The sequence below is a fragment of the Nocardia sp. SYP-A9097 genome (assembly GCF_009649815.1).
GTDB lineage: Bacteria > Actinomycetota > Actinomycetes > Mycobacteriales > Mycobacteriaceae > Nocardia.
In genome coordinates, this window is sequence record NZ_WJIC01000002.1 from 285,207 (window position 1) to 298,013 (window position 12,807).

Annotated in this window: 10 protein-coding genes and 1 pseudogene; 6 read left to right on the plus strand and 5 right to left on the minus strand. The window is 67.0% G+C overall.

Annotated features, from left to right (window positions below; translation table 11 throughout):
• The 4 genes and pseudogenes from GFY24_RS41650 to GFY24_RS05040 all read left to right on the plus strand — a co-directional run.
• On the plus strand, positions 1-276 hold the full coding sequence (locus GFY24_RS41650) for a hypothetical protein (protein WP_228566003.1): 276 nt from the start codon (positions 1-3) through the stop codon (positions 274-276).
• Positions 276-1,334 (plus strand): NAD(P)-dependent oxidoreductase, encoded by a 1,059-nt coding sequence (locus GFY24_RS05030; RefSeq protein WP_228566004.1) that lies wholly within the window; start codon positions 276-278, stop codon positions 1,332-1,334. Before GFY24_RS41650 ends, GFY24_RS05030 begins: the two co-directional genes overlap by 1 nt.
• Before the next feature lie 27 nt (positions 1,335-1,361).
• On the plus strand, positions 1,362-2,549 hold the full coding sequence (locus GFY24_RS05035) for a peptide synthetase (protein ID WP_153803795.1): 1,188 nt from the start codon (positions 1,362-1,364) through the stop codon (positions 2,547-2,549).
• A gap of 34 nt (positions 2,550-2,583) precedes the next feature.
• Positions 2,584-4,644: pseudogene (locus tag GFY24_RS05040) on the plus strand (MMPL family transporter); the annotation flags it as partial.
• A 21-nt stretch (positions 4,645-4,665) separates the two neighbouring features.
• Here the strand turns inward: GFY24_RS05040 and rsmI are convergent.
• Entirely contained in the window at positions 4,666-5,523 is an 858-nt protein-coding gene (rsmI, locus tag GFY24_RS05045) for a 16S rRNA (cytidine(1402)-2'-O)-methyltransferase (protein ID WP_153803796.1), read from the minus strand.
• A 372-nt stretch (positions 5,524-5,895) separates the two neighbouring features.
• Here rsmI and GFY24_RS05050 point away from each other — a divergent pair, with 372 nt between their 5' ends.
• Positions 5,896-7,500, plus strand: coding sequence for a phospholipid carrier-dependent glycosyltransferase (locus tag GFY24_RS05050; RefSeq protein WP_309230471.1), 1,605 nt, complete (start codon positions 5,896-5,898; stop codon positions 7,498-7,500).
• A gap of 217 nt (positions 7,501-7,717) precedes the next feature.
• Here GFY24_RS05050 and GFY24_RS05055 read toward each other — a convergent pair whose 3' ends face one another.
• Positions 7,718-8,086: a GntR family transcriptional regulator gene (locus tag GFY24_RS05055; protein WP_153803797.1), complete on the minus strand. Its 369-nt coding sequence runs from the start codon at positions 8,084-8,086 to the stop codon at positions 7,718-7,720.
• A gap of 6 nt (positions 8,087-8,092) precedes the next feature.
• Positions 8,093-9,322 carry an arginine deiminase gene (gene arcA / locus GFY24_RS05060; protein ID WP_153803798.1) on the minus strand — a complete coding sequence of 410 codons (1,230 nt, stop codon included), beginning with the start codon at positions 9,320-9,322 and terminating at the stop codon, positions 8,093-8,095.
• A gap of 75 nt (positions 9,323-9,397) precedes the next feature.
• Between arcA and soxR the strand changes: the two genes are divergently transcribed.
• On the plus strand, positions 9,398-9,913 hold the full coding sequence (gene soxR / locus GFY24_RS05065) for a redox-sensitive transcriptional activator SoxR (RefSeq protein WP_153803799.1): 516 nt from the start codon (positions 9,398-9,400) through the stop codon (positions 9,911-9,913).
• On the opposite strand, the gene GFY24_RS05070 is transcribed toward soxR, so the two are convergent.
• Together GFY24_RS05070 and GFY24_RS05075 are read right to left on the minus strand one after the other, a co-directional pair.
• The gene (locus GFY24_RS05070; RefSeq protein WP_153803800.1) at positions 9,888-10,850 is read right to left on the minus strand and encodes an SDR family oxidoreductase; all 963 of its coding nucleotides are present in this window, start codon (positions 10,848-10,850) and stop codon (positions 9,888-9,890) included. The two genes, soxR and GFY24_RS05070, sit on opposite strands and share 26 nt — an antisense overlap.
• 88 nt (positions 10,851-10,938) lie before the next feature.
• Complete coding sequence (locus tag GFY24_RS05075) at positions 10,939-12,804, minus strand: sensor domain-containing phosphodiesterase (RefSeq protein ID WP_309230472.1); 1,866 nt, start codon at positions 12,802-12,804, stop codon at positions 10,939-10,941.
• Between the last annotated feature and the right edge of the window lie 3 nt (positions 12,805-12,807).

Sequence of the window (12,807 nt, forward strand, 5' to 3'; positions counted from 1 at the left end):
ATGCGGCCGAAAACCATTGCGCTGCGGGTGATCCCGATTCTCGGCTGGGTCTATCTGGCTGTCGGGCTGCTGGCCGCGCTCGTGGATCGCGCGCCCGCCAATCGACTGCTGCGGGCGATCTGGTGGATCGACGCCTTCCTCAGCATTGTGGTGCACGCGGCGCAGATTCCGGCCGCACTGCGCGCCGCGGCGGCGAGCGACCGCTCCCCCGTCGAAACCGCCGTGCTGACACAGATTTTCGGTGCCACCTGGTGGAAGACACAGGAGGCGGCCTGATGTCCGAGGTCAAGAAGAAGGCGCTGGTCACCGGCGCGTCCGGGTTCCTGGGCGGTGCCATCGCGCGCCGTCTGGTGCTCGACGGCGGCTATGACGTCGCCATTCTGGTGCGCCCCACCAGCAAGCTCGGCGATCTGGCCGATGTCATCGACCAGGTGGAGGTGTTGCACGGCGACCTCACCGATCAGGTCTCCCTGGAACGCGCCACCAAGGGCATCGACGTGGTCTTCCACAGCGCCGCCCGCGTCGACGAGCGCGGTACCCGCGCCCAGTTCGTCGCCGAGAACCTCACGGCCACAGAGCATTTGCTGCGGTCGGCGCGGCGCAACGGCGCACAGCGGTTCGTCTTCATCTCCAGCCCCAGTGCGCTCATGGACCGGGATGGTGGCGATCAGGTCGAGATCGACGAATCGGTGCCGTACCCGCGCCGGTACCTCAACCTGTACTCCGAGACCAAGGCCGCCGCCGAACGCGCAGTACTGGCGGCGAATGCCGACGGGTTCAGCACCTGCGCGCTGCGACCTCGGGCCATCTGGGGTGCGGGCGACCGCTCCGGGCCCATCGTGCGACTGCTGAGCCGGGCCGCCGCGGGCAGTCTGCCGAACCTTTCGTTCGGCAAACAGGTGAATGCCTCGCTCTGCCATGTCGAGAATATCGCCGATGCCTGCGTACATGCCGCGAGCTCCGAAAACACCGGTGGTAAAGCGTATTTCGTCGCAGATGCCGAGCAGACCGATGTGTGGGGCTTCCTCGGCGAGGTCGCCAACGGACTCGGCTACGCGGCACCCAGCCGTCAGCCGAATCAGCGCGTACTCAACGCGGCCGTGGCGATCATCGATGCCGTCTGGCGGGTTCCGTTCATCGCCACCCGCTGGTCACCGCCGCTGTCGCGTTACGTGGTCGCCCTCATGACCCGCACCGCCACCTACGACACCGGTGCTGCCGCAAGGGATTTCGGCTATCGGCCGGTGGTGGACCGGGATACCGGGCTGACCGAATTCCTGGCCTGGCTGCAAACCCAGGGCGGCATAGTCGAATTGACCAAAGACCTGCGATAACGCAGGCACCGCGCATAAGAGGCAGGCATGAGCACGTTCCGCCGACCCATCTCCCCCACCGAATTCATGTACTTCCCGATGCGGGATCTGGCGCCGCCGTTCCTCATGCAATTGGCCGTCGAAGGCGTCGGCAGCGTGGACGCCGAGGAGCTCCGGCGCGCGGTAGCCATTGCGGCCGAGGCGAATCCGGGCGCACGGCTGGTCCGTGAGGGTAAGTACTGGGTGGACAGCGGGGTCGCGCCCGCCGTGCGCGTGATCGACCACGCACTACAATACCCTGCGCTGGAATCGGATCCGGTGCTCACCAGCCCGATCGGGCCGACGCCCGAATCCACCCTGGAAGTCCTGCTGCTCACCGCAGCGCCGTTCACGCTGGTATTCCGGGTATTCCACGGCGTCATGGACGGTATGGGCATGGTCATGTGGGCCACCGATGTGCTGCGGGTACTGCGCGGACAGGAGCCGGTCGGTGCGGCCGACCCCATTGCCGACGAGGAGCTGGAGCGCAAGGTCGGCGCACCCGGCCGCCCCGCACTCATGCTGCCGCGCTTCGGGTCCGCGCTCGGTACCGGCCGCCAGGACCCGGGCGAGCCGCGACATCTGTTGCGCCACCGCACCATTCACGCCACCGGCCCCGGGGCCATGGTGCGGGTCGCCGCCATCCTCGCCGATGAGGGCGGACCGCTCTCCCGCATCATGATCCCGGTCGACCTGCGCCGCCACGATCCCGAACTGCGCTCGACCGCCAATCTCGCACTCCCGCTCTTTCTCGACGCCCGCCCCGGCGTCGACTGGAAACAACTCAATGCCGATAAGCGCATCGGGTTGCAGGAGCGCCGCGAACTCAACCAGATGCAGGCCGCGCGCCTGTCCAACCTCCCCCCGGGTCCCGGCCGCGTCCTGCTCCGCTCCCTCAACTGGGCCGGTTCCCGTCTGGGGCGAAACCTGGCCTCCGCCACCGTTTCCCACATGGGCCGCTACGACTTCGAAGAACTCGCCGTCCCAGGCTTCACCCCCACCTCCATCCGCGTACTCCCCCAGCACAGCGTCGCCATGCCCCTGCTCATCGGCCTCACCGAAGGCGGCGGCCGCACCGAACTCACCGTCTCCGCCCGCAGCGGCCGCGGCATCCAGGACCGCCTCGAAGCCCTCCTGGATCGCATTGTGAAGACCCTGGAAACCGCACTACCTCAATCTGATTCGTCCGCTCGCTGATCTGGACGGTCCCTGTCGAAAGGACACTTCGCGCATGTTGACGCCGTGGGCGCGGGTCGTGGTGGCGCGGCCGAAGACGGTGCTGGTGGCGGCGGTGTTGTTCGCATTGGCCTGTGGGTTGTTCGCGACCGGACTGGCCGAGAAGGTCAGTGCGGCAGGGTATACCGATCCTGGGAGTGAATCGAGCGCGGTCGATCAGTGGGTGCATGACCGGCTCGGGCCGCAGAATCCGGATGTCATCGCGATCTACACCGCGCCGGAGGGGCAGTCGCTGGCCGATATCGGTGGGCGGGTACGGGCGGCGGTCGGGACGATCGATCCGGCGCTACTGGCGCAGCCGGTCGAAACCTATTGGAACAGTGCGCGATCGCAGTATCTGCGGTCGGCCGACGGGCGGTCGGCGGTGGCCGTGGTGTTCGCCGCCGGAGATGACAATCGGCGCATTGCCGTGTATCCAGAACTGGCGCGGGCACTGCGGGTGCCCGGGGTCGAAACCAGGCTGACCGGGTACAGCGCGCTCGCGCAGGAGATCAGCGAGCAGTCCCGGCACGATCTCATTGTGGCCGAGTCGATTTCGATTCCGCTCACCGCGATCGTATTGGTGTTGGTGTTCGGCGGCGTGATGGCCGCTTCGCTGCCGGTGCTCGTGGGCAGTCTCGCGGTGGTGGGTGCGCTGGGCGCGGTCGGGATTATCGCGCGGTTCACCGAGGTGAGCGTCTTCGCCATGAATGTGGTGTCACTGCTCGGGCTCGGATTGGCCATCGACTACGGGCTTTTCGTGGTCGGACGCTTCCGGGAGGAGCTGGCCGGCGGCCGATCCACCGCCGCCGCGATCACCCGCGCACTCGATACCGCCGGGCGCACAGTGTTGTTCTCCGCGCTACTGCTCATGTGCGCGTTCGCGGGCACCTTCGTCTTTCCACAGCCCGTATTGCGATCGCTCGGCTTCGGCTCCATCGCGGCGGTCGGCCTGGCCGCGCTACTGTCGATGACCGCGCTCCCCGCCGCGCTCACCCTGCTCGGCCCGCGCATCGGCAAATGGAGTTGGCGGGCAAATGCTTTCGAACGGTCCGAGGAACGCGCGCAACGCTTTTGGGGCCGGGTTGTCACCGCCGTCATGCGCCGCCCGGGTGCGGTCGCGATCGCCGTGGGCGCACTACTGCTGGTGCTGGCCGCGCCGCTCACCGGTGTCCGGCTTGGGGATATCGACCACACCGCGCTGCCCGTCGGCAATGAAATCCGTTCGACCGTAGACAAATTGGCGGTTCGCTTCCCGGCCGCCAACAGCGGCGCGACCGTTCTGGTACGCGAATCCGATGGCAGTGCACCGACTTCCGCCGCCATCAGCAGCGTATTGCGGGCACTCGGCGGCGTGCACGGCGTCAAACAGGCTCTGCAACTGGATACTCGGGACAACACCGCCATCATCCACACCGTGCTGACCGCGCCGGATCGCTCCCCCGCCGCCCAGGAAATCGTGCGTGACCTGCGCGATCTTCGACTCGACGGGCTGAGCCTGGAGGTGGGCGGGCAAAGCGCCGCCACCGCCGACAGTGTCACCGCCATTCTGCACAAGCTGCCGCTCATGCTCACCGTCATGGTGCTGGCCACCCTGCTCATGCTGGGCCTGGCCTTCCGCTCGGTGGTGCTCCCGCTCAAAGCGGTGTTCATGGCCTTCCTCAGCCTGGCGGCTACCTTCGGCATCCTTACCTGGATCTTCGACAAAGGCCATCTGGCAAGCGTTTTCAGCGTGAGCGTCGGCCCGATCCCCGCCAGCATGATGGTGCTCATCATCGCGGTCGTCTTCGGTCTCTCCACGGACTACGAGGTCTTCCTGCTCTCCCGCATGGTCGAGGCCCACGAAGCCGGAGCCGATACCGAGGAGTCCGTCCGAACCGGAACAGTGCAGACGGCTCGCGTAATCACCGCTGCCGCAGCACTTCTCGTCCTCATCACCGGGGCGTTCACGCTCTCGCCACTCACCCCGATGCGCTTCCTCGGGCTAGGCATGGTGATCGCCCTGATCATCGACGCCACCCTGGTTCGAATGCTGTTGGTACCCGCCCTGGTCCAACTCATGGGCCCCGCCAACTGGTGGAGCCCGTTCCGCGGCGGTCTATTCGGCGGCGACGCGAGCCGCGAGGACCGCGTCGTAGAGTTCGCGGCGGGAGACGCCACTGGTGGAGGCGACCTCGGCGCAGGCGTCCTTCAACCGGAGACCGGCGGCGGCGAGGCCCTCCACCCGGTCGACCAGGTCGGCGGGATCGGCTGAAACCTTGTGCGCGCCTTCGAGAACCACGGTGATCTCACCGCGCGCACCCTCCACCGCCCAGGCGGCCAGCTCGGCGAGATTGCCGCGGACCACCTCTTCATAGGTCTTGGTGAGTTCGCGGCAGACCGCCGCACGGCGGGCGGGGCCGAGAATATCGACGGCATCGGCGAGGCAGTCGGCGAGCCGGTGCGGGGCCTCGAAGAAGGCCACGGCACGCGATTCGGTGGCGAGCGTGCGGAACCACTCCTTGCGCTGACCGGATTTACGCGGCGCGAAACCGTCGAAGCAGAAACGCTCCACCGGCAGACCGGACAGGGCCAGCGCGGTGGTCACGGCGGACGGTCCGGGCAGACAGGTGATCGGCAGATTGCGCTCCACGCAGGCGGCGACCATGCGATACCCGGGATCACTCACCGACGGCATGCCCGCATCGGTCACCAGCAGTACCGTGCGCCCGGCCTCGATCTCCTCCAGCAGCATGGGAATTCGCGTCGTCTCCACATGATCGTAGAAACTCACCACCCGCCCGGTGATCTCCACCCCGAGAGCCTTGGCCAGCGACCGCGTCCGGCGGGTGTCCTCCGCGGCCACAATCTCCGCCGACCCCAGCGCGTCCCGCAACCGCTGCGACGCGTCCCCGATATCGCCCATCGGCGTAGCCGCGAGCACCAATCGTCCGATCGATCCCGGCTCGCCGTTCATTCCACTCCTTGTCGTCGCCACTCCACCCCACAGCATGGGCCGCCGTCGCATGATGTTCCAGGGCCATCGGCCACCACGCACGTTTCGCGGCGGCGGCCACCGCATGCTGTCAGCGGTCCGGCACCCGTGCCAGCATACGGGCGACCCGACCCACCCCGGTTCGACCCGAACCGAGGGGCCCGACACGACAGCTCCCATGTGGGGGTGGGCCACCACGGCCCGGGTTCGACCGCGCGGCACCCGGATCCCCGGCACGTGCACAGCAGACGGCCCACATACGAAATCGCCGCGTTGCCGGGTAAACCCGGGTGGGCGAAGAAGCGCGTGAACCGGGGCGGGACGTTCGGGGCCGTACCGCATAACATCGGGGGCGTGACCCAGGTGACCGACACGCGACCGCCAGCTGTGGAGGCGGGGGTGGCGTTGTCCAGCCCCGCGCCACTGCGGCCCTCACCGGATTTCGGGCCCACCGATTGGGCGCGGGGGTGGGTGGTCACGCTGTTCCTGACGGCGCTGGCCGGGCTGACGCGATTCATTCGGCTGGGATATCCGACCGACGGGCATACCCCGGTCTTCGACGAGAAGCATTACGCGCCACAGGGCTGGCAGGCACTCACCAACGGTGGGGTCGAGGACAATCCCGCCTACGGGCTGGTCGTGCACCCACCGGTCGGCAAGCAGATGATCGCGATCGGCGAGGCCATCTTCGGATACGGGCCGTGGGGGTGGCGGTTCATGGCCGCCGTCTCCGGAACCCTGCTGGTGCTCTTGGTGATTCGGATAACCCGGCGCATGGCCAGATCCACGCTGATCGGCGCGTTCGCGGGCATTCTGCTCATTGCCGACGGGCTCACCTTCGTCTCGTCCCGGCTCGGGATGCTCGATATCTTCCAGGCGCTGTTCGTGGTGGCCGCATTCGGCTGCCTGATCGTCGACCGCGATGAGATGCGGGCGCGCATAGCCCTCGTCGCCGCCGAGGGCAGGCTCGACGACAGCGAATACGGGCCGCGCTTCGGTGTGCGCTGGTGGCGATTCGGGGTGGGCATACTGCTCGGGCTCGCCTGCGGAACCAAATGGTCCGGAGCGTATTTCGTAGTCGCCTTCGCGGCACTCTCGCTCGCCTTCGACCTCGCCGCGCGACGCGGATACCGGGTGCGGCGGCCATTCGCGGGCACCGCGGTCCGCGATCTCGGACCCACCGCATGGGCGCTCGGCGTGGTGCCGGTCTTCGTATACCTCGCCAGCTTCTGGGCCTGGTTCGCCGGAGAGACCAGCTACGACCGGTACGCGGTCGGCGTGCGGGTCGGGCGCGGGGGCGACTTCTCCTGGGTGCCGGACGCGCTGCGCTCGCTCTGGTACTACGGCGGCGAAGTGCTGACTTTCCATGAGGGACTGACCAATTCGGCCGGCAATCACCATCCTTGGGAATCCAAACCGTGGACCTGGCCGATGGGATTGCGGCCGATGCTCTACTACTACTCCGACAGCGGCAGCGGCGACTGCGGGCAGACACAATGCGTGAAGGCCGTCATGCTGATCGGCACGCCCGCCATCTGGTGGCTGGCGCTACCGGTGTTCGGCTGGGCGCTGTGGCGCAGCTTCGTCCGACGCGATTGGCGGTACGCGGCGGTACTCGTCGCATACGGGGCCGGACTGCTGCCCTGGTTCCTGCAGCTGGATCGGCAGATGTACTACTTCTACGCCGTACCGCTCGCACCGTTCCTGATGATGGCGGTCGCCCTGGTGCTCGGCGATATCCTCGGCCACGCGCCGGCGGTCGGGAGACGACTCTCCGGCGCACCAAGCTGGCAGCACCTCGCGCCACCCAGCGAACGCCAGGGCCTCGGCCTCATGCTGGTCTGCCTCTACCTCGCCCTGGTGATCGCCAACTTCATCTGGCTGTGGCCGATTCTGACGGGCATGCCGATCACGCCCGGCAGCTGGCACGACCACCTCTGGTTGCCCAGCTGGAGGTAAGAGACGCTGACGCGAGGTCTTGGGGGCTTCGCCCCCAAACCCCCAAAAAGGACGGGCGCTGACATTGCGCTCGGTCGCGCCCCAAACCCCCAGGGCGCGGACTGGATTCGCCCCGACCGAGTCACGCTGACGCGCGCGATGGCGGCACCGCACACAGCCCTGACCGAATCACGCTGACGCGCGACCGTCGGCACCACACACCCAGCGCCGACCGAATTCAGGAGCGAACTTCGCCCAGTGCGGCGCGCAGGTAGCGCACGGCCGCGTCATCATCGAGGCCCAGCCGGCGGATCACCGCGACGTATTCCGTGGCCGCGCGGCCGGCCAGGTCTCGGGTGGGGTCGCCGGAGGAGGCGATGAAAGAGCCCAGGCGGCCGCGGGTTTCGAGGACGCCGTCCTGTTCCAGTTCGCGGTAGGCGCGGGCGACCGTGTTGGGGGCGAGTCTGAGTTGGGCGGCGAGGGCTCGGACGGTGGGGATCTTGGTTCCGGCGGCGAGTTCACCGGAGCGCACGCGCGCCACTATGCCCTGCCGGAGCTGTTCGTAGGGCGGCACCGCCGAGTGGTGGTCGACCGGGATGTCGAGCATGGCTTTTCACACCTCGTCACGCGACAGCGGACAGGACAGGCAGCGCGGACCGCCTCGGCCGGAACCCAATTCGGAACCGGGGATGGGTAGCACCTCGATTCCGGCGTCGACGAGCCGCGCATTGGTCATCTCATTGCGTTCGTAGGCGACGACCACACCGGGCGCGAGCGCGAGGGTGTTGTTGCCGTCATCCCACTGTTCCCGCTCGGCGGCGACACCGTCCAGTCCGGTATCTATCACCCGCAGCTCACCGATGCCCATGGCCTTGGCCGCCGCGGGCAGGAACGGATCCGGACCCAGCATGGTCACCGTCCCGTCCACTTCTTTGTGAATAGTGAACGCGCACAGCGAATCCTGCATATTCGGGTACATCACCATGGCATCGACGTCGACCATGGTGCAGACCGTGTCCAGATGCATGGTGGCGCGATTCTGCGCGATCGGCACCGCCAGCACGGTATGCGCCAGATCATCCTCGAACAGGCTGCGCGCCAACGCTTCCGCGCCCGCCGGGGTGGTGCGCTCACCGACACCGACCGCCACCACACCCTTGGCCAGCAACAGCACATCGCCGCCCTCGATGGGCGCGGTATGCGATTCGTACGCCCGCCGCACCCCGAGGAACCGGGGATGGAAGGCGTAGATGAGATCGGTCAGCGAGGTCTCGCGCGCCCGCGCGGGCAAGGCCAGCGAGGTGATCGCCACCCGCGAACCCACCCAGAACGACGAATCCCTGGTGAACAGCAGATTCGGCAGCGGATCGATGACGAAATCGTGCCCGTGATGCATGCGCACCACCAGCGAGGTGTAGTCCGGCCCGAACGGCAATTCGTCGAAGGTCATGCCCGCCATGAGAATCTGCGCCAAATCCGCGGCGGGCACCGTGCGCAGATAGGCCGCCAGTTCATCGGCGAGCGCGTGCCCGAGCCGCCGCGCGTCCACCGCCCCGGAAATGCCCTGTATCCGCGCGGCCCCGCTCACCCCGATGGTTTCGGTGAGCAGATCGGCCAACAGCAACACCTCCACCCCGCGCTCGCGCAACACTCCGGCGAAGAGGTCGTGCTCCTGCTGCGCCCGCTCCACCCACGGGATGGCGTCGAAAAGCAGTTGGTCATTGTTGCGCGGAGTGAGCCGGCGCAGTTCGTCACCCGGGCGATGCAGCAGCACCGTGCGCAATGCGCCGACTTCCGAGGTAACGGAGAACGGTCGCGCCGGTGGCGCAGCCTTGATTCCCATATCCTGACGGTAGTTCCCCGCAGCGGAGATGGCATGCAATTCGCGCCCGGGAAAAACCTCGAGTAACCTTCAGGTATGCAGACCGCGTCCTGGCAGGCGAAGGAACTCACACCCGGCCAGCTGGCACAACGTGCCGGAGTTTCGGTGTCCGCCTTGCATTTCTACGAGCGTGAGGGCTTGATCACAGCCCGCCGAACCAGCGGCAACCAGCGCCGCTACCCCCGGGAAACCCTGCGCCGAGTGGCCTTCATCCGCATCTCACAGCGTGTCGGAATTCCACTCGGCGAGATCCGGCAAGCCCTGGACAACCTGCCCGACGGCCGCAACCCCACCCGCCGCGACTGGGAGGCGCTCTCCACCGCCTGGCGAACCGATCTGGACGAACGCATCGAACAACTGATTCGCCTGCGCGACAGCCTGACCGGATGCATCGGCTGCGGCTGCCTGTCCCTGGGCACCTGCAAAATCGTGAACGCGCACGACCACCTCGGCGACGAGGGCCCCGGCGCACGCGTCCTGGACGTGCACGCCGTCGAAGGCTGCGCCAAATCCGAAACCGGCTGCGCTACGCCTCTGGCCGAGACGTCCTGAGCTCCGCCTCCGGCACCACGGCCTCCACCTCGACGGCAGTGATCTCCGGGACGGCGAGCTCGGGCTTCGCGGCCGACCGCAGCGGTTCACGCGGCAGGAAGGTCGTGAACAGGTCATTGGCGCGACGCATGGCGAACTCGTACGGCCACGCGAACTTACGCACCCACCAGTAACCGAAGCGGATATCGAACTGGGTGTGAATCAGGTAGCGACCCTTCTCGACCCCCTGCAGGATCGACTCCGCCACCTCATCCGGCTTTTTGGCATGCCGCCGGAATCGCTTGATCCACGCCTGGATTCGCGGATCGTCACGATCCACGCCGACCACATCCACGGTCTGCACCAGCGGCGTATCCACCGCCCCCGGCACCACCAGATGCACCGCGATCTTATGCCGCTCCAGATCGAACCGCAGTACCTCGGAGACTCCGCGCAACCCGAACTTGCTGGCGCTGTAGGCCGCATGCCACGGGAACGCCATCAGCCCGGCCGCCGAGGAGACATTCACCAGCGCACCACCGCGCCCGGCCTCGATCATCGGCGGCATGAAATTCTCGATGATGTGAATGGGACCCATGAGGTTCACATCCACCATGCGCTTCCAATGCTTGTGCTCGAGGTTCTCGACGGTCCCCCAGGTCGACACCCCGGCCACATTCATCACCACGTCGAGCGTGCCGACCTGATCATGCACCTTGACGGCGAAGGCGGTGACGGCGTCGTAATCGCTGACATCCATGGCCTGCGCGTATTCGACGACCCCACCTGCGGCGCGGATCTCGGCGACCGCCGAATCGAGTCCATCGGAGTTCACATCGGTGAGCACCAGTCGCGCGCCTCTGCGGGCCGCGGCCAGCGCGGTGGCGCGCCCGATACCGCTGGCGGCTCCGGTGATCAGAGTCTTCCTACTGCTGAAGGTTCGCACGCCGGTCCACATCCCTTTGATTGCCCCATTTGTCCACCGAACCTACTACGCGGTCAAACTCCATCGCGAGCAATGCAACCCCCCAATCAGCCCCATACTTCTATGGGGTGACAGACCGGCCGGTTCCGGGTAGGTCCAGGTCGAGGGCTATCCGCCCGGCGGCCAGATGCGTCTCCACCTCTTCGGCGGGCATGGGACGTGCGATCAGGAATCCTTGTGCGCGATAACAACCCAGCGCCACCAGCGTGCGGGCCGCGACGGTCGTCTCCACGCCCTCACCCACCACCCCGAGACCGAACGAACCGGCCAGTCCCACAATGGATTTCACAATCGCGAGATCATCGGCACTGGCGCCCAGGCGCTGTACGAAACCCCGGTCGATCTTCACCGCGTCGACCGGCAGCGCCTTCAGATGCGACAGCGACGAGTAGCCGGTACCGAAATCATCGATGGCGATCTGCACGCCCATGCGCTTGAGCCCGCGCAATGTCACCTGCGTGCGCGCCAGATCCTGCACCACCACATGCTCGGTGATCTCCAGGCACACCGACGAACCGTCGATGCCGAAACGGCGCAGAATCCCCTCCATGGTCTCCACGAAATCCAGGCTCACCAACTGCACCGGAGACACATTGATCCGAATCACCACACTGGAGGCCAGCCCGCGCCTGCGCCACTGCGCGAACTGCTCACACGCCGAGCGAATCACCCAGCGCCCCAGCTCACCCGCCAGATTGGTGGCCTCCGCGACGCCTACGAAGGCGCCGGGCGGTAGTAATCCACGCGTCGGATGCTGCCAGCGGACCAGAGCCTCGAGGGCCACCACCCGGCCGGTACGCAGATCCACTTCCGGCTGATAGTGCAGCAGCAGTGAACCATCCGAGACCGCACCGCGCAGATTCAACTCGACATCGTCCTGCAGTTCGAACTGCGCGCGCATGGCATCGGTGAACACCGCGACACCATTGCCGCCGCTCGACTTCGCCGACAGCAGCGCGTGATCGGCCCGGCGTAGCACATCGGCGACCGTGGTCTCCCCCGGAATACCCACCGCCACACCGACACTCGCGCCACGACTGACCGTCTCCCCGCCGACGGTGACCCGCCGCGCGATGAGCTGCTGAATCCGGGTGGCCTCGAGATCGGCCGCGCCGGCATCCATCGGCTTGGCCGGGATGATGACGAACTCGTCGCCGCCGAGCCGGGCGATCACATCGTTCGGATCGAGGTGATCACGCAACCGGGTCGCCAGCGTCCGAATGAAATTGTCCCCGGCGGTATGCCCGAGGAAATCATTGAGCGCCTTGAGCCGATCCAGATCCAGGAAGAACGCCGCCACCGGTCCGGGACTGCCCGCCCGCAGCCGCTCCTCCATATGTTCGAGCAGCGCACGGCGATTCGCCAGCCCGGTCAGATCGTCGTGCATGGCGATATAGCGCAACCGCTCCTCGGCCACCACCCGCGCCTGCAGCTGGGCGAACAATGCGGCAATCGCCTTGAGCACGTTCAATTCCCGGGTACTCCACTCCCGGTCGCCCTCTTTGACGAAGCCGAGTACCCCGGTCGACTCCCCGCGCGATACCAGCGGCACCGCAGCCATGGACACCGTCGGAATCCCGGAGGACAGGTGAATCGTGTGCTGATAATCCGCGTGCTCCGGAATCGGGCGCACGATGAGCGGTTCGGTGGAGTTCTCCAGCTTGGCGAAGACCGAATCCGCGCGATCGAAGTAGGTGACCCGCAGCGGATCCGGCGTGATGGTGACCACGCGGCGCGGCCACTCCGCGATCAGCACGGAGGCGCGCCGCTCCCGATCGGTGTGCCGTAGATAGCTGAAGTCAACATCGAAGTGGTCGACGAGCCAGGACAGCACGCGCTCACTCGCCGCCACCATCGTGGTGGCGTCGACACCCATCAACTCGGAGGCAACCTGGGTTACCAGTGAGTCGAGCGTCTGCCGAGGCACCTT

Coding starts and splice junctions, on each gene's coding strand:
- GFY24_RS41650 (WP_228566003.1), top strand. CDS start 1: ATGCGGCCGAAAACCATTGCGCTGCGGGTGATCCCGATTCTCGGCTGG.
- rsmI (WP_153803796.1), bottom strand. CDS start 5,523: ATGAACGGCGAGCCGGGATCGATCGGACGATTGGTGCTCGCGGCTACG.
- GFY24_RS05070 (WP_153803800.1), bottom strand. CDS start 10,850: ATGTGGACCGGCGTGCGAACCTTCAGCAGTAGGAAGACTCTGATCACC.
- arcA (WP_153803798.1), bottom strand. CDS start 9,322: ATGGGAATCAAGGCTGCGCCACCGGCGCGACCGTTCTCCGTTACCTCG.
- soxR (WP_153803799.1), top strand. CDS start 9,398: ATGCAGACCGCGTCCTGGCAGGCGAAGGAACTCACACCCGGCCAGCTG.
- GFY24_RS05055 (WP_153803797.1), bottom strand. CDS start 8,086: ATGCTCGACATCCCGGTCGACCACCACTCGGCGGTGCCGCCCTACGAA.
- GFY24_RS05030 (WP_228566004.1), top strand. CDS start 276: ATGTCCGAGGTCAAGAAGAAGGCGCTGGTCACCGGCGCGTCCGGGTTC.
- GFY24_RS05035 (WP_153803795.1), top strand. CDS start 1,362: ATGAGCACGTTCCGCCGACCCATCTCCCCCACCGAATTCATGTACTTC.